The organism is uncultured Veillonella sp., from assembly GCF_938010505.1.
Classification (GTDB): Bacteria; Bacillota; Negativicutes; order Veillonellales; family Veillonellaceae; genus Veillonella.
The window spans coordinates 1-16,707 of the sequence record NZ_CALLVP010000115.1 but is presented as its reverse complement, the minus strand read 5'-3'; the positions used below and the strand labels follow the sequence as shown (position 1 = coordinate 16,707).

Sequence of the window (16,707 nt, the reverse complement as noted above, 5' to 3'; positions counted from 1 at the left end):
AGGAAATATTTGCATAGTAGCTCCTTTCTTTTAGAGTCTAATATGTTCTGGAGATTCAATCATCAAACCAGCCGCTTCAATATTTGCAATCGGGTCATATTTTGAAAGCTCCCCAAAATCGAGCCCCGTGATTTCCTCTATGCGAGCAACAGGAACTTGATAGGTTTTATATTCGCCATAAGCAAACTCGAGATTTTCAATCATATTCTTCTGAGTTTGGAGATATGCAGTGGCGGACATATTCCCATCGTCCTTAACCATGACTACAACCTTCCAAAACTCTGCAGGAATTTTGAATTTTCCGCGGTAAATCATATCATCACTTCGAAATACCGGACCCGTAAACACAGTAACCTTCAAATTGTAGTTCTGTGCATTTTTCATGATATACGTTTCTAAATCAAGCCAAATCTTTTGATTTAAGTTCTTATGTTGAGGCGAACTGTTTGTGAAATAGAATGTATCATCATTCGCCTGTATAGCCTTATCACCCCAGACCGGATCCAATCTTTTCACAAGGTGCCCGCGGTCCAAATCATTCTTGGCATATAAATCATTTCCGTACTGAGCACTTTCAGGAATGCGCGGATCAAAGTTCCAATTATCTGCACTTCGCTTAATATTTTGTGCTAGCTGTCCATCTATATTCACAGCCGTGAAATAGGCCAGACAACGCGAACGGCACATTACAATGGAAAAGTGAGTATAATCGAGAACATAACTTCCATTATCCATACGGGATACATCCTTCTGCATTTCTTCAGAGAGTTTTGGAAGATCAACTTTATACTTTGCACCAAGGAATGCACTATTATAGCCTACATCCCTTTGCTCTGGAGTCGGTGGCTCAGGCTCTGGAATCGGCGGTTCAGGATTTGGAGTTGGTGGCTTAGGAGTCGGAGCCGGTTCCGGTTCAGTATCCACATTTAGATTAGGGAATATTTCCTTGATAAATCTCTTTTCCCCTGCAGTGAGTTCCTTAAACTTCGTTGCAAAGTAATTTGAAATAGAACTGATACGAATCCCTTCATTGCCAATCCAAGCATTCCTTTTATTAGGATCAGGCACCCCAGAATGGTGCAATGCTACAACGACCCATTGATCATTAAATACCGGAGAGCCGGATGAACCCGGTTCAGTATCGGTAAGGTAATGAATGAAGTCATCGAAAATCGAGCTAACCTTGTTCTCACGAATAGTGACGGACTTAGGTCCTCCCTTTGGATGTTGAATGATGGAAACATATTCGCCTTCAAGAATTTTTCCCGTTTCAGGAATGAGGTGAAGATGTCCAAAATCTTTAGGATGTTTTGCACTTGCAGGATTATCTTTAATTGCAACGAGCGTAAAATCAAGCTTTTCATCAGTAATAAAAAACTGTTCAGGGTTTAAGCGAAAGGTATACGTAGGGCATGGCATAAAGTTTTCATCATCCTGATAATTAAACTCTGCCAAGGAATTTAGAGCGGTCTGCATGCTATCGATTACATGATTATTGGTCATCAATATATTATCAGAAACCAAAAAGCCCGTTCCGGAGCCAATAAAGCTACCCTTGTCATCGCGAATTTGAACGCGACAAATAGAATTTCCCGCATCCATTCCCATTTGCAAGTAAGCAATAGGAAAAAGATCACTTTTCCCCATTATTCGCTCCATCGCAATGGAATCATAGTCATTGAGCATATTCCGCCTTAATTGAAGCGTATCGAGCTTAACACTCTCTTTTTCAAGACCGGAATCTCTTTTAGATTCATTTTCGGTAAATCGCTTTAAAGCCTCTTCCTGAATTCTATGCTTCTTAGCTTCAAGGCTTTCTTTCGAGATTTCCCTTTGTTCAATAATACCACGTAACATAAAAACACTCCTTTCATACTTACATGAACATCATAAAAAGTTATAATCACTCCTTTCTTCTATATATGAATAGTATGAAAAGTTAACAATAAACCTTTCATAATAGAAATGATAAACTTATACGATTTTCCATTAAAAGAAGTTATACTATCAATTATGTATACAGTATACTTTCTATAGAACCCTATATTCAGTTTTTAATCAAATATTATCTTATCTTCTTTATATAATTATACCATATAAATAAGTGTATTTTTATGAATTTTACAAAAGCCGCACTAACAATTCATATGTTAGTGCAGCTATGTTGTGATTACCTATAACAGCTCCTAAATAGCTAGAGTATCTATTTTTAACTGCTTAGGTCAAAACTAGTATAAATAGAATTCTATTTACACATCGGCTTATTTCTCAACTTTTATCTTTTTATACTCAAGGAATCGCCTCGAGTGGAATAACATGAGGTAAACCACGATCATCCATATAAATTTTTGTTTTAACACGGTATACATCTTCCATCATAGCTTCTGTAAAGATGTCTTTCGGTGCACCCTGAGCGTATACTGTACCCTCTTTGAGCACGATGATTTCATCTGCGAACATAGCCGCCAAATCAAGATGATGCAATGTTACGAGTGTTGTAAAATCATTTTCTTGAGTCAGACTTTTTAGCAATGTTAACAAGTCAAATTGCTTGTGCAAATCTAAAGCACTGGTAGGTTCGTCAAGAATTAAGATTTTAGGTTCTTTTACAAGGGCTTGCGCCATGAACACTAGCTGGCGTTGACCACCGCTGAGCTCCATAATGCTACGAGAAGCAAACCTCTGCAAGTTCAACCGTTCCAATACCTCTTGTGTAGCTGCAATGTCCTCATCGCTTACACGGAAGGACATAGATCCCATGCGCCCTAACATAACGACTTCAAAAACAGTTAGATTGACTTTACAGTCATTATCTTGAGACAAATAGCTTACTGTACTACTAAAATCCTTTGTAGAATATTGAGATACAGGTTTACCATTAACGGAAATCTCGCCCTTGCCTTTCAAGATACCCATAATCGTTTTTAACAGTGTAGATTTACCGGCACCGTTAGTACCAATGAGCGCAGTCAATTTACCTGTTTTAGCAGCAAAATCAACGCCCTTTAAGATTTGCCCGTCTTCCGTGGAGGAATAACCAAAGGTTAGATTATGAACTTCAATCATTTGAAATAGCTCCTTTTCCTAGTTAATACCAACGAGAAGAAGAAAGGTACACCGATGATTGCCGTCACAATACCGATTGGGAACATCGCCCCAGGAACGAGCATCTTACTCGCAATAGATGCAAGAGACAAAATCGCCATGCCACACACTGCAGAGAGAGGTAAGAAATACCGTTGATCCTCACCTACAAGCATACGTGCAATATGTGGTCCTACAATACCGATAAAACCAATAGTTCCAACGAAAGAAACAGCAACGGCTGTAATGATGGAGATGAATGCAAACACTTTTACCCGTAAGCTTTCAACATTAACACCAAGGCCAGAAGCCTTTTCATCGCCTAATTTTAATGCTGTTAAACGCCAAGATTCTCTCATCATAAGCGGTAGCATGATTGCTAGCACGATAAGAACAATAGAGATGTTCACCCAATTTGCCTTAGCTAAACTCCCCATCGTCCAGAACACGATGTTTTGAAGGGCCTCAGGAGACGCCATATATTGCATCAAGGATTGAAGCGCTTGGAACAGGAACATCATGCCGATGCCGGCAAGAATCATCGTTTCTGAGGAGAAATTCTTAATCTTATTAATGGAATAGATAAAGAAACTCGTCAAACTAGCAAATACAAAGGCGCCAAATGGAACCATAAAGACACCTAAAAACTCTAATGCACTAGCGCCTACAACGACCATAAGAGATGCACCGAAGCCAGCCCCTGCGGATATACCAAGTGTATATGGGCTAGATAACGGGTTATCAAGGATAGTCTGCATGCCAGCACCAGCAATGCCCAAAGAAGCACCTACAAGCAATGCCATTATGGCCGTCGGAAGACGAATCGACCAAATAATAACATATACGTTTTTGGAAACCTCTGCAGGGTCTGTTAATGCGAGCCATACATCACTTAACGTAAGTGATGCAGGACCTACAATAATATCGGTAACAAAACTTACCGCACAAATGATCAATCCGATAATAATGAACAATAGTTTTTTATAACTCTGTTTCTTATAATCGTACTGATTGTTAATTTCTGTCACTACGAAAAACCCCTTCTTAGTTTAAATGCATGAACCAAACGCCACCGTAAGAGAATGGAAGGAATTTATCATAGAATTCCTTAAGTGTGCCTTCTGGATCTACGTCCTTGAATTCCTCAGGATAGAATGTTTTAGCTAAGTATTCGAATACTGCAACGTCATATACTTCACGAGGTAAACCATGGTGAGTAGAGAAAACGTTTTTAGATTGAACCGCTTTCAATTCAGGCCAGCCTTGACGTTCTGTGGTGAAAGCTTTCAATAACGCTTGAGATTTTGCTTCATTTGTATCAAAACCTAAACGCATGGAAGTCGGTTTCTTAGGCCAGTAAGAACCGATAATCATGATGATATCTGGGTTTCTTTCTAAAATAAATTCTGGGTTAACTGGACCGGCCTTTTGAACTACATCTTTAGTAATAAGGTCGCCACCAACTTGAGTTGCTAATGCGCCCCAGGCTACGTTTGCACTATACGCAAAACCTAAACCTTCCGGACCTTCGTTACCTGTTTCAATATAAACAGTTGGTTTTGGTTTATTGATTTTGCTAATGCGGTCCATAACTCTTGTTAGACGTTCAGTATAGAACTTGTTGATTTCTGCTGCACGCTCTTCTTTACCCAATGCTTTACCGATAGCTTCGATAGATTTTTGGTGATTTTCAAGCTTTTCAGCATGGTAATCGATATAAATGGTAGGGATACCAGCTGCATCGATTTTAGGTTTATAATCAGCTTCATATTGATCTTTAAAGTATAAAGGCATGAAAATAACATCTGGATTTAAGGAAATTACTTTTTCCACATCAAATGTTTTATCATTTACGTTACAATGAGAGGAATTTTTTCCAACTCTGGCACTTCAGATTTGTAGCGATCCCACATATCTGTACGCAATTTGCTCAAATAAGGGTCAATACCAACAATAGTTTTAGCCACATCTTTACCTTGCAACGCAGCCATAGTCAAGAACGCACCACCGGAAGCACTCAATTGAACTACTACGCGCTCTGCTGGTTTTTTCAACGTAACCTTTTGACCCGTTACGTCGGTAATTTCAATTTGTTTGCCAGATTGTGCCGCATCCTTTTTTGTATCTGCTGGACCACCACAAGCTGTCATAATCATGCTCACAACTAGCAGGAGCACCGTGGCAAGATAGGCCATAAACTTCTTTTTCTTAAACATAAAAGTACCTCACTTAATAACTAAATAATAAACCCTGTATACCGCCTTACACTGTGTAAAATCAGATGTTACATCACCCCTCCTAATTATTTGAACAGATTTAATTCATATGCATAAACCAGATACCACTATAAGAGTAGGGAAGGAATTTATCATAGAATTCCTTAAGCGTAGCTTCTGGATCAACATCTTTAAACTCTTCAGGATAGAAAGTTTTGGCTAAATATTCAAATACCGCCGCATCATATACTTCACGTGGAAGGCCATGATGAATGGAATATACATCTTTATTTTCAACGGCTTTTAAATCACTCCAACCTTGACGTTCTGTGGTAAAAGCTTTCAACAACTCTTGAGATTGTGCTTCATTTGCTTCAAAACCTAAACGCATGGATGTTGGGTTTTTAGGCCAGTAAGAACCCATAATCATAATAATATCTGGATTCTTTTCTAGTACAAATTCAGGATTAATTGGAGCGGTTCTCTTAACGACATCCTTTGTAATTACATCGGCACCACACAATGTAGCCAACGCCCCCCATGAGTAATTACCACTAAAGGAATTGCTGAACTCCTCAGGTCCTTTCATGCCAACTTCAAGATACACAGTTGGTTTTGGTTTATTAATAGTTTTTACACGATCAAGAACCTTTGTTACATGATCCGTATAGAATTTACTAATTTCTGCTGCACGTTCTTCCTTACCTAAAGCTTTACCAATAGCTTCGATAGATTTCTGATGTTTTTCGAGATTTTCTGCATGGTAGTCGATGTAAATAGTTTGTACGCCTGCCTCATCTAATTTTTGCTTAGCATCAGATTCATATTGATTTTTTAAATCAACAGGAATAAAAATAACATCTGGTTGTAATGCAACAACTTGCTCTACATTAAAGTTTTTATCCCCTACTGTTCCCACTTCTGGAATCTTAGCTAATTCAGGCATTTCCGTAGTAAAGTGTTTCCACATATCTGCTCTATACTGCTGCAAAGATGTATCCATACCGGCGATAACCTTCGGCGTATCTTTACCCATAAGTGCTGAAATCGTAAAGAACGGGCCACCTGAACCACTCCATTGTAAAACAACGCGTTCTGCGGGTTTTTTAAGTGTCACTGTACGACCGGTTACGTCCGTAATTTCGATAGGCTTGTTATTTGCCGTATCCTTTTTCATTTCGCCAGGGCCTCCACATGCAGCGATGAGCATACTAACAATTAGGATGAATACTGTGGCTATATAAGCCATAAAACTCTTTTTCTTAATCATAAAACTACCTCACTACTCTAACTAACAAACTATTACTACATACAAAACAGCCCGTTTCCCCCACACAGAGGAAACGGGCTGTACTCTCAACTAGACTATACACCACGCCTAATAAGCTAACATATAGTATGAATTTTCAACACCCAAAGCTAGTATGAAATTCACCTATACAAATCCCCATCCCCGTCACTCGCAGGTCAATTGGCAATTGTTAATTAGGCAGTTCTCCTGGCTCCAGTTTAACGTTACTTTGCGCCTTCCCAAAAACTTCAGTGACCGAGAGCATTTCACCCTCTATGCAAAGTACCTCGCTGTTACAGTGGCGTGACCGCTTTGGCTTGTACCAAATTCTCTATTAAGTCAATAGACACCTAACTCAATCATATGTGATTTTTCTCATCGTAGCATGAGGGGTATACAGTGTCAATAAACATATAGGGGTACTGCTATAATCGATATTTGCTACTTCACTGTAAATAAAAAAATGAAAGCCCACTATTAGCAAGGCTTTCAGCTTATTTTATTAAAATCCAATCCGAATTGAATATGCTTTAATCTCTTTTTATCAATTAATTTCTTTAATATTACTAATAGTTATTACTCAGCACCATTGTACTCAAGAACCGGATTTCTATTATAAGATGTTACATCAGTCCCCAACAACTCATATAATTCTTGTACTGTCATCTTCTTGTCTTTTACAGCAAGTAATTCTTCGTTAGTCACACCGATGAACTCTACAAATTCTAATTTGCCATTAAGAGTATCAAGGGGCTGCAATTTAGCATCAGGAATAGTAATAAAGCCAACAATATTGGAACTATTATTTGAGTCTATGCCTTCTGTTTGCCCACTATAAAGATATTCATAAGGTTTAAAAATTTCTCCAGCAGTAAAAGTAAATTTTGCAATTTGTTGTAATACACCACAAACACTTCTGATCTCATCATCGTTGGCACTTGCTTTATCTAAACGATAAGTAAACTCCATGCCGTAACCACTAATTGTAGGATCTTCGCTATCCTTTTCATACAGCTCGGACAAACCATATGTTACAAAATGCCAATTATCTCCATCATCATACACACTGATACCATCAAGAGGGCTATCGCCACCAAGCCGCCAGTTTATCAACGTTCCAAAATGCATAGGATCTGTTTGACCAGGATATACACGTTCACATTCTGCAGTAATCTCATCCCACCCAATAGTACAAGGGTCCAGTTCATCATCCAATAAATCAGAATTTTGCTCGACAGACTTTGTAGCTTCTACTCTCGTATGAGAATCAAGAGATTCTTTATTAGAAGAAAAAAGATTTTTTAACCAGGAAAACATACTTATAATACCTCCCACTCTATACAATAGACACACAATGTATTAATTTACTTATTTAAGTATATAATGTTTAAACAACAAAGGCTACACATTGATTAGTAATGTCCCCATTTAATTTATAAACTATATTATTAAATCGGCACCTTGATCTTGTGTAGCCTTTGTCTCTATTTACTTTTTCGTATATTTAGGAACATTACGATATTGCATCGGTAAGGAATTTTCTTTTACTTTAAAGCCATGCTTCTCGTAAAATGGCGCATTCTTGCTATCACCAATCATAACATTAATGTACAAGTAAGACTTGTAAGCATCTTTCACCATTTCTAACAAATGACCTGCAATACCTCGGCCATGATAATCGGGATGAACTAGCACATAGTTTATAAAGCATACAAGCTCACTATCGTCCATAAGACGAATAAGACCTATTAAACGATCGCCATCCCAAGCAGAAATCACGCGCGAGGAGTTCATCAAAGCCTTGTATAATCGGTCCGGATATTTTCCCACCACCCAACGAACAGATAAAAACAGTTCTGCTACCTGCTGAGGGGTAAAGCTTTTTTCTTCGGTATAGGTAATCGCCCTATCGCCCTTAACGATATTAATCATGCTACTGCCTTTTCTAATCCATTTATCAACTATATCTTAGGTGTGTGACACAACTTCCTTAGGATTCCACCAAATTATAGCAGACCGAGAGGAAATCAAACATTTATTGTCCTTAGATTTTGCTATGATTTCTTTTTTGATTTGTTCCTCTGCTGCTGGCGTTAAGTCTCCATAGTACTGTTCGTATATAATCTTTCGGCACTCGATTTCATCTTCTACAGTACGTTCACATCTATAATCGATGATACTTACATTAGGTGAGCGCCCTTGTGAAAGTAACATATTATACAGAATTTGAAACTCTTGTACATCAGATTTGCTAGCTTCCCGAGGATTCTTCCAATCAGGAATGCCAGCTACGATTGCACAATAGCCTTTAGAATATTGTTCCATTTGTAAAAGCCGAGGCCACACATCAGGGAACATCCAAAGCACAAGAGATATGGTTACCAGATCAAATCGAAAATCTGGAGAGCCGTCTTGAGGTAAGTCCTGCACCAATTCTTCAATGATGTTAATGTTCTCAACGTTTACTTCTTTGGCATTTTCTTTAAGGACTGCCACCATGCCCTTTGACGGCTCAATAGCAGTAACAGATTTAATATGTTGAGCAAAAGGAATTGTGAAAGAACCTGGACCAGCACCTATATCTAACATGCTAGAATCAGGTGTTAAGACACTACTTAACGCAGCATATACCTTCCGCCCAAAGTCGTAGTCATTGCTTTTACGCATAAGAGAAAAATCATTGGCCCGCTTGTCCCAATACTCTAATAATGGATTCGCCCGAATCCCTTTCTCACGATCATAATAACTTTGTTTCCACATTTCATTCCAGAACGAAAAATCTGTAACTTGCGGTGTCATACGAAACCTCCTGATTTAGTCTAAATTCCTCATTTCACGAATAAACTCTTCTGCCTCTTGTAGGTTCTTAGGGAACTCAAAATAAATACATTGCTCATGTCCACAATAAGGATTACGGAAATCATAGCCACTCAATAGCAAATACTCTATAATCTTCCACTCTTTGTCATTAGATTTTTTAGGGGCTTTGAACTTCTCGTTCACAAAGTACATTTTACCTTTACAGGTAGGGCAAATTTTATTTCTGTTAAACAGCTCGTAGTTTGTGCCCTCCGACAAGGAAATCCTACAGTTGATACATACATTTTTATAACCCATAGTTATTTACTCCCATACGGTTTATGTTGAAAGTTTTCTTTTACAATCCCTTCACCAACAATATTTCCGCCTTCCATAATAAGGAACTCAGTACCTGCTTGTAGAGCCGAATAATCTACAGTTTCATAAACTGGTAGCGCATTAGCTCCTATTTGTTTATCAAAGGTAACATCCTCACCATCAATAAAGTTGATACCAAGATATTCCTCAGTACCTTTTATAACGATATGAGGATAGTACATTCCATAATTTAAATTCGGTGGACTTGTTCTCTTCTTGCTGAAGAATGTAACTATGCAGCTAATAGTAAAATCTAAATTACTCATCTCAGGACTCATTCAATAACATATACCATGTCACCTTTAAAGTATATCCCAGGAAAAACTAAATTGCTCTATGTTAAGATTATCTAATCAATCTAAAACCTTTTTAAAAATTTCCTTATCTTCTAAAATTATATTATATATTTTAACCAAAAAGACTTTTATAAAGCCCTTTAATTTCTCGTGCGTATTTCACTGCACCAGGAAGATGCATTCGTTTATAGTAATCTCCTAATATTTCTGTATAATTTTTCAAAATATCAAATTCAATCATATACATAGCAATACTCGTTATAGAATATTTTCCTATCTCAAGTATAGTTGATTTATCTTCTATATCTAATTCCTCGCCTTTTGGAAATTCACCATCTGAATATTCTTCCCAAGTTTCATCACTGTATTGCCAAAAGGCTTTACTCCAAAGAATCAGTTCTTTACGATTGTATTCTATTAATTGCTCGAAAAACTGCACTAACTCTTTCTCAGAATATAACTTGCAATTAAACCCTTCTAATAAGAATTGCCTTTGATTCAATCGATTTCTTAGTTCTTGAATTTCTATACTTTGTAGTTCTTTATTAAAGTTATCAGGTCCTAATTCCTCTATAATATCTAAATATATAGGGCTATCTAAAAATTCTTTTAAAGTTTTCATATTCTTACGTCCTTACAGAATTAACACCTTCCATAATAAAGAACTCCGTACCTGCTTTTAGAACAAAATAATTTACAATTTCAAAAACTAACAACATATTACCTCATATTTGTTTATCAAAGATGACATCTTTACTACCATAAGGTTTATACCAAGACTCAGTACCTTTTATAATGATATGAGGATAGTACATTCCATAATTTAAATTCGGTAGACTTGTTCTCTTCTTGCTGAAGAATGTAACTATGCAGCTAATAGTAAAATCTAAATTGCTCATCTCAGGCCTCATTCAACTACATATACCATATCACCTTTAAAGTATATGTTCATTATACAATGAACTGGATTCCCTTCGGTCCATAACCATCCTTGGAATACAGCGTGTCCCCAATTATAGGTCTCTGTAATGACCTCAAATTCACTTTCACTATACTCCTGTTGATACTGAGGTAACTCAATTCTTTTACCTGTGAAAGTATCTAGTATTGTATTATTAAATACTAGAATTTCAAAAAAATCTATATCACACGTCTCAAATACAACTTGAGCCTTATGAGTCTGTTCAATACCGTTTTCGTAAGAAAAAATGTAATCAAATGTAAGGATCAAATTATCATCTACGTATTCTATTTTCTGTACCCTTGCATCGTGGAGAGAATATTTGGAATGGTTGCCAAAAGATTTTGTTGTTTTCATAATTCCTCATTTTTACAAATTAACCTTCAAAATATATAATCGATTAACTTAAAATCAGTATACCAATTTTTCGATACAATATAAAAGCCAATAGATATCATAATCTATTGGCTTAATTATTAAACCAGGTACTAACAATTTCCTTTGGATTCCACCAGATTATGACAGCCACGATTGCACAATAGCCTTTGGAATATTGCTCCATTTGTAAAAGCTGAGACCACACATCAGGAAACATCCAAAGCACAAGAGATACGACTACAAGGTCAAATTGAAAATTAGGAGAACCATCTTGAGGTAAGTCTTGAATTAGTTCTTCAATAATATTGAAGTTCTCCACACCAGCCTCTTTGGCATTTTCTTTTAAAACCTCTACCATCCCCTTGGATGGTTCTATGGCTGTAACAGATTTAATATGTTTAGCAAAAGGAATCGTAAAAGAACCTGGCCAGCCCCTATATCAAGCATAGTGGAATCAGCAGTCAACACGCTACTCAACGCAGCGTACACCTTACAACCAAAGTCGTAATCATTGCTTTTACGCATGAGAGAAAAGTCATTAGCCTGCTTATCCCAATACTCTATTAAAGGATTCGCTCGGATACCTTTTTCACGATTATAATAACCTTGCTTCCACTGCTCATTCCAAAAAGTAAAATCAAGTGATTGTTGTACTATAGGAAACCTACTGATTTAGTATATCTAAATATCTTAGCTAAAAACCTCATTGTATAATACTATCATATCTTTTGCATATTGCGCGGCCTGAAGAATACATATCCTTTTATAATAGTCAGCTAATAGCTCTTGATGATTCTTCAAAATATCAAATTCAATTATATACATAGCAATACTCGTTTTAGAATAATTCCCTACTTCAATTATAGTTGATACATCTTCTTCAGATACTCCCTCTCCTTCTGGAAATTCCCCATCAGGATAGGCCTCAATAGTATTGTCGCTATATCGCCAAAACTTCTTACTCCAAATAACAATATCTTTTCGATACTCTTCTATCATTTGCTTGTAAAACTGTACCATCTCTTTGTCTGAAAGGACCTTACAATTAGACCCTTCAAGTAAGAACTGCCTTTGTTTCAATCGGTTTTTTAGCTCTTCTCTTTCAACACTTTGTACCTCTTGATTAAAGCTGTGGACACCAAGTTCTTTTATAATATTTAAATATATGTCACTATCTAAAAATTCTTTTATAGTTTCCATAGCTTTAATTCCTTAACAATATTGTTAATTTCCATTATTCAAATTCGGTAAAAGCTTTTTCTTTTTATTGAAAAAGTAACTGTACAGCAATTAGAATAACTACATAGTCAACGATTCATATATGTGGTAGCAAATGCCAACCATGAAAACTTAATGTGCTTAAAGAGCAGACATTACCTAACTTGTATAAAGTCTCAATATTACGAAAAAGCAAAAACTAGATCTTCGAGCAAGGCTATTAGTAAAGCTCGTAATATAGAATATATACCTAGATGCTGTATTGATAGAGCCCAAGATATACTACTTATAGATAAACGTATTCAATTACGAATAGAAAAGTTAATACAACTTTATTTACTAAAAAACTGCTCAAACTAAAATTTTTCCCTAGGCCGAGGTCTGATTAGATGCGCCTAAAACAAAACATACCAAGAAAACACAGGATTTTTCAAACCTAAGTTTCTTGGTATTTCTTATATTTTAAAGGGGCAGTAACAGAAGATAGTAAAACCGCATTCTGTTACAGCCCCTTTTTAACTAATCACCTAATTTATCTTCATCCTCTTTGCCACTTTTATCTAAAAAAGCTTTATATGTAATGGCTAATCCAGAAAGTGAAAATAAAGTCCCTGCAATATATCGATCTGTTGCCAAAAGATAACCTGCACTTATAATAATAACCAAAGCTAAAAATGCTGCGAACCACATTCCTCTTTTTGTATCATCAATCATAGCATTTAAAGCGGTTCTATTAAATTCATGTCGTGCCATACTCTCCTGTTCCGCCATGGCAATAATCCTATCCGCTGCTCCAGGACAAACATCCTCATACCCTTTTAAAATATCAGGATGAGGAATAGGCCCTACATGTAACTGAGTTTCTTCTACAGAAATGCCTTTTAACTCATCTCCATCAGTATGTACTACCTTGCCGTTTCTCCGCTTTAAATCTTTGTTTCCCGGCACTTTAATTCCCCTTTATAAACACTAATGGCTTTTTGCAAATCAGCACCTACATTTTTCCAGTCCGACTGTAATGCTTCAGCACCATATTTAGAAGCTATATATTTTATGCGTTTATTGGATATTTCTTTCGGCTTAAATATCATTAGCAACGGATCTATTAAAAATACCTTTACTAAATCTGACATCATTACACCTCCTTATGCAGGATTATACATAGTATCTTAATCAAACACATCCTATGAAGTCTCCTGTTATATTTATAGTACAATATTTCCCTTCAATCGGTCAATCTTATTAAACTATATCCCCTGTGATTCTATCTATAGGTTGATATTATAATCGTTCATGAAAAAGATATTACCACTAAAAATTCTTTAAATAATATCCCTTCTATTTCCTAATAGATTGAGGCGATAACAAAAACAGGCCCTCCATCTATAAAAGCTATTATTTGATTTTGTAGTGACCCCAAAAAGTTAGACTTTTATTCCGAGCAACCTAAAATAGTTGTTCGGAATTTTTTATGCTGCAGTAGTAGCTAAACGATAGTCAACTGGACTTAGCCAGTTCAATTTTTCCTTAATTCGTTTAGTATTGTAATAAATAATATAGTTTTCAATTGCCAGTTTTAACTCATCATAGCTATGAAAGGTATTGCCATAATACAGCTCTTGTTTTAATATGGCAAAGAAATTTTCCATTGGTGAATTATCGATACAATTACCTCTTCTAGACATACTTTGGAATATATTATGCACTTTTCAATTATATTGGTACGTTTTCATTTGGTAACCCCAACCACGGTCAGAATGAAATGTCCACCGATACTTAGCATCGGCAGTCTTTTTAATCGCTTGTTGTTGTGCTGAAAGTATAGATTCAGCCGATGGTGTAGGACTTATACTAAAACTGATAATTTCAAGATTATATAAATCCATAAATGGATCTAAGTATAGTTTTCTGACTTTCAAAGCACCGTTTGCATCTAGTTCATAATACTTAAATTCAGTTGTATCTGTAGTAATTTTTTGATGTGGTTGACTGCAATGGAACCTACGCTTGATGCGATTCGGTGCAATCCGTCCTGTAACTCCTTTATATGAGTTATATTTTCGGTTTTTACGGGGAAATGCTATTACTTGCAGATTAAATTTTTGCATAATTCGTTGCAATCGTTTCTTATTAACAACAATATCTCGTGATTGTAATAAGGGTAACAACCTTCTATATCCATAGTTGGGATGGTCTTTACGAATATCTTCGATAGCTATTCGTATTTGTAGATCTGAATCTACTCGGTCAAAGCGTTGTTGCCAGTACATATATGTTGCTTTGGGAAAATGTAAGGCAGCAAGAATCTCAGTCAGTTTGAATTCTCTTCGGAGACTGCTAATGATTCTTGATGCTCTTTCATTTTTCGAGCGTCCTCGAAGCGCAATCTCCTCAATTCTTTTAAATAGGCGTTCTCTATTTGGGCATAACGTAATTGTTTTTTCAATTCTAAAATATGAGCTTGCTCTGGTGTTAATTCTTTTTTCTGCTTTTGGCTACGTGACTTAGTATATGTGGTAATCTTTGCTTTTTCATCTGTCCGTCTCATAGTAGGTATTCGTCCTTTCGGTCGCTCGACAAAAGCATTGGCCCCATATTTCATAAACTCCTATTTCCAACGAGCTATTAATGAAGGATTATTTAGACCATATTGAAATGCAATTTGCTGATACGATAATTCACTAGTTAAGTATGACTCTACCACAGCTAGCTTAAATTCTGAAGTATATATTGTATTATTTCGCTTTCGACACAAACCATCTTTACCAAATTCTTTAAATGCATTAACCCAACGCAGAACTTGCATTGCATCCTTTACACCGTATTTCTTAGCTAAAGAGCTATATCCACCCTCGCTATTTAGATATGCGGTAACGACTTTTAATTTAAATGTAAGGCTATATTTTGCCATAGAAAAACCGACCTCCTTAACGTTAAGATTTTTGGTCTAACATTAAGGGGTCGGTTCATTTATAACAATCAACTAATAGCTTTTTCTTTTACTTCTTTTGAATATCTTGAATTGCAATAAGTAATGCGACAAAATTAAATCAATTTTCTAATCTCATGTTTAAACATGTCGAATGGTGTTTTAAATCCAAGGCATTTCCTAGGTCGATTATTAATCAACATTAGTGATTCTGTTAGTTTATCTAGTGTAACTTTAGCTAAATCGGTCTTCTTAGGGAAAAACTCTCGAAGTAAACCATTGCTATTTTCATTAGAGCCTCGTTGCCATGCTGCATAGGCATCGGCAAAATACATTGGTATTCCAAACTCGTTTTCAACCTGTTCATAGCAAGCAAATTCCTTACCACGGTCCACCGTAAAGGTTTTAAGTAATTTAGTGGTTAATGTATTGTACAGGGAACTAATAGCTAAAAACATAGAATCTTTAGATCAATCATTCATTTTTATTGCCACATAGAATCGTGTTTTACGTTCAACAAATGTAGCTAAACAGCCTTTACTTTGACCTCTGGAAGAAACCATTGTATCTAGTTCCCAATGACCAAAAATCTCACGGTTTTCAACTTCTTGAGGCTGTTCTTTAATGGTTTTTTTTAATATTGAATCGTCCACGAGTTTCTTGCGTACCGGGCTTTTTCCCTTTCCGGCGAAGTACCTTTTCCGTTACAGCAAGAAAACCACGATGGATCCAGGAATATATTGTCTTAAAGCTTAAAACTCCAACTAATTCAGCACCAACCAATTCTTCTGGAGCCCAAGTTTGTTGTAATCTGGATTCAATTAAAGCCGCTAATTGAGATGTTAACTTTATTGGTATTCCTTTATTAGTAGACTTACCAGTTGCTAACTGCTGTGCTTTAATCGCAGGTATTCGCCCTCAACGTCATTTAATTCTCTTGCTACAGTAGAATGGTAGACTCCGATTAAGCTAGCAATTTTACGAACAGAGTATCTTTCTTTTCTTAAATTTTCTATTTGACTTCGTTTTTCTATGGTAAGATGTATATAGCTCATATTAGAGACCTCCGTGTCATGTATTTGTGGTTATTTACATTTTACACGAGATCTCCAATATGAGTCTTTTTATTTGTCGCAATATATTTTACAATTCATCAT

The 16,707-nt window shown here is 36.3% G+C and carries 16 protein-coding genes, 3 pseudogenes and 1 riboswitch; all 19 genes and pseudogenes read right to left on the bottom strand.

The window, feature by feature from the left end; all coding sequences use genetic code 11:
* Positions 1-30 precede the first annotated feature (30 nt).
* Positions 31-1,686, bottom strand: a complete 1,656-nt coding sequence (locus tag Q0507_RS07120) for a DNA/RNA non-specific endonuclease (protein ID WP_298714424.1) — start codon at positions 1,684-1,686, stop codon at positions 31-33.
* Positions 1,687-2,289: 603 nt separating this feature from the next.
* Positions 2,290-3,066 (bottom strand): ABC transporter ATP-binding protein, encoded by a 777-nt coding sequence (locus tag Q0507_RS07115; protein ID WP_298714421.1) that lies wholly within the window; start codon positions 3,064-3,066, stop codon positions 2,290-2,292.
* Positions 3,063-4,112: an iron ABC transporter permease gene (locus tag Q0507_RS07110; protein ID WP_298714418.1), complete on the bottom strand. Its 1,050-nt coding sequence runs from the start codon at positions 4,110-4,112 to the stop codon at positions 3,063-3,065. Before Q0507_RS07110 ends, Q0507_RS07115 begins: the two co-directional genes overlap by 4 nt.
* Positions 4,113-4,128: 16 nt before the next feature.
* A pseudogene (locus Q0507_RS07105) lies at positions 4,129-5,300 on the bottom strand (ABC transporter substrate-binding protein).
* A 100-nt stretch (positions 5,301-5,400) separates the two neighbouring features.
* Positions 5,401-6,570 (bottom strand): ABC transporter substrate-binding protein, encoded by a 1,170-nt coding sequence (locus Q0507_RS07095; protein WP_298714409.1) that lies wholly within the window; start codon positions 6,568-6,570, stop codon positions 5,401-5,403.
* Between the two features lie 200 nt (positions 6,571-6,770).
* Positions 6,771-6,960, bottom strand: a riboswitch (cobalamin riboswitch).
* A 207-nt stretch (positions 6,961-7,167) separates the two neighbouring features.
* Positions 7,168-7,908, bottom strand: coding sequence for a suppressor of fused domain protein (locus Q0507_RS07090; protein ID WP_298714406.1), 741 nt, complete (start codon positions 7,906-7,908; stop codon positions 7,168-7,170).
* A 171-nt stretch (positions 7,909-8,079) separates the two neighbouring features.
* A complete protein-coding gene (locus tag Q0507_RS07085) occupies positions 8,080-8,523 on the bottom strand; it encodes a GNAT family N-acetyltransferase (protein WP_298714403.1) in 444 nt (147 codons plus the stop codon).
* A 36-nt stretch (positions 8,524-8,559) separates the two neighbouring features.
* A complete protein-coding gene (locus Q0507_RS07080; protein WP_298714400.1) occupies positions 8,560-9,390 on the bottom strand; it encodes a class I SAM-dependent methyltransferase in 831 nt (276 codons plus the stop codon).
* Between the two features lie 15 nt (positions 9,391-9,405).
* Positions 9,406-9,708: a hypothetical protein gene (locus Q0507_RS07075; RefSeq protein WP_298714397.1), complete on the bottom strand. Its 303-nt coding sequence runs from the start codon at positions 9,706-9,708 to the stop codon at positions 9,406-9,408.
* 2 nt (positions 9,709-9,710) lie between these two features.
* Positions 9,711-10,034 carry a hypothetical protein gene (locus Q0507_RS07070; RefSeq protein WP_298714394.1) on the bottom strand — a complete coding sequence of 108 codons (324 nt, stop codon included), beginning with the start codon at positions 10,032-10,034 and terminating at the stop codon, positions 9,711-9,713.
* Positions 10,035-10,176: 142 nt separating this feature from the next.
* Positions 10,177-10,686 carry a hypothetical protein gene (locus tag Q0507_RS07065; RefSeq protein WP_298714391.1) on the bottom strand — a complete coding sequence of 170 codons (510 nt, stop codon included), beginning with the start codon at positions 10,684-10,686 and terminating at the stop codon, positions 10,177-10,179.
* Between the two features lie 285 nt (positions 10,687-10,971).
* Positions 10,972-11,382, bottom strand: a complete 411-nt coding sequence (locus Q0507_RS07060) for a hypothetical protein (protein ID WP_298714388.1) — start codon at positions 11,380-11,382, stop codon at positions 10,972-10,974.
* Positions 11,383-11,494: 112 nt separating this feature from the next.
* On the bottom strand, positions 11,495-11,779 hold the full coding sequence (locus Q0507_RS07055; protein ID WP_298714457.1) for a class I SAM-dependent methyltransferase: 285 nt from the start codon (positions 11,777-11,779) through the stop codon (positions 11,495-11,497).
* Positions 11,776-11,928: a hypothetical protein gene (locus Q0507_RS07050; RefSeq protein WP_298714385.1), complete on the bottom strand. Its 153-nt coding sequence runs from the start codon at positions 11,926-11,928 to the stop codon at positions 11,776-11,778. The genes Q0507_RS07055 and Q0507_RS07050 overlap by 4 nt, the downstream gene beginning before the upstream one ends.
* A gap of 165 nt (positions 11,929-12,093) precedes the next feature.
* Positions 12,094-12,603, bottom strand: coding sequence for a hypothetical protein (locus Q0507_RS07045; RefSeq protein WP_298714382.1), 510 nt, complete (start codon positions 12,601-12,603; stop codon positions 12,094-12,096).
* A 537-nt stretch (positions 12,604-13,140) separates the two neighbouring features.
* Positions 13,141-13,569, bottom strand: coding sequence for a DUF2335 domain-containing protein (locus Q0507_RS07040; protein ID WP_298714379.1), 429 nt, complete (start codon positions 13,567-13,569; stop codon positions 13,141-13,143).
* Entirely contained in the window at positions 13,548-13,757 is a 210-nt protein-coding gene (locus tag Q0507_RS07035; RefSeq protein ID WP_298714375.1) for a hypothetical protein, read from the bottom strand. The genes Q0507_RS07040 and Q0507_RS07035 overlap by 22 nt, the downstream gene beginning before the upstream one ends.
* A 333-nt stretch (positions 13,758-14,090) precedes the next feature.
* Positions 14,091-15,532, bottom strand: a pseudogene (locus tag Q0507_RS07030) (IS3 family transposase).
* A gap of 134 nt (positions 15,533-15,666) precedes the next feature.
* A pseudogene (locus Q0507_RS07025) lies at positions 15,667-16,605 on the bottom strand (IS30 family transposase).
* Positions 16,606-16,707 lie beyond the last annotated feature (102 nt).

Bases quoted from the DNA above. Each gene is read 5' to 3' on its own strand.
- Q0507_RS07120 (WP_298714424.1), bottom strand. From the start codon at position 1,686: ATGCTCAATGACTATGATTCCATTGCGATGGAGCGAATAATGGGGAAA.
- Q0507_RS07115 (WP_298714421.1), bottom strand. From the start codon at position 3,066: ATGATTGAAGTTCATAATCTAACCTTTGGTTATTCCTCCACGGAAGAC.
- Q0507_RS07095 (WP_298714409.1), bottom strand. From the start codon at position 6,570: ATGATTAAGAAAAAGAGTTTTATGGCTTATATAGCCACAGTATTCATC.
- Q0507_RS07090 (WP_298714406.1), bottom strand. From the start codon at position 7,908: ATGTTTTCCTGGTTAAAAAATCTTTTTTCTTCTAATAAAGAATCTCTT.
- Q0507_RS07085 (WP_298714403.1), bottom strand. From the start codon at position 8,523: ATGATTAATATCGTTAAGGGCGATAGGGCGATTACCTATACCGAAGAA.
- Q0507_RS07080 (WP_298714400.1), bottom strand. From the start codon at position 9,390: ATGACACCGCAAGTTACAGATTTTTCGTTCTGGAATGAAATGTGGAAA.
- Q0507_RS07075 (WP_298714397.1), bottom strand. From the start codon at position 9,708: ATGGGTTATAAAAATGTATGTATCAACTGTAGGATTTCCTTGTCGGAG.
- Q0507_RS07070 (WP_298714394.1), bottom strand. From the start codon at position 10,034: ATGAGTAATTTAGATTTTACTATTAGCTGCATAGTTACATTCTTCAGC.
- Q0507_RS07065 (WP_298714391.1), bottom strand. From the start codon at position 10,686: ATGAAAACTTTAAAAGAATTTTTAGATAGCCCTATATATTTAGATATT.
- Q0507_RS07060 (WP_298714388.1), bottom strand. From the start codon at position 11,382: ATGAAAACAACAAAATCTTTTGGCAACCATTCCAAATATTCTCTCCAC.
- Q0507_RS07050 (WP_298714385.1), bottom strand. From the start codon at position 11,928: ATGCGTAAAAGCAATGATTACGACTTTGGTTGTAAGGTGTACGCTGCG.
- Q0507_RS07045 (WP_298714382.1), bottom strand. From the start codon at position 12,603: ATGGAAACTATAAAAGAATTTTTAGATAGTGACATATATTTAAATATT.
- Q0507_RS07035 (WP_298714375.1), bottom strand. From the start codon at position 13,757: ATGATGTCAGATTTAGTAAAGGTATTTTTAATAGATCCGTTGCTAATG.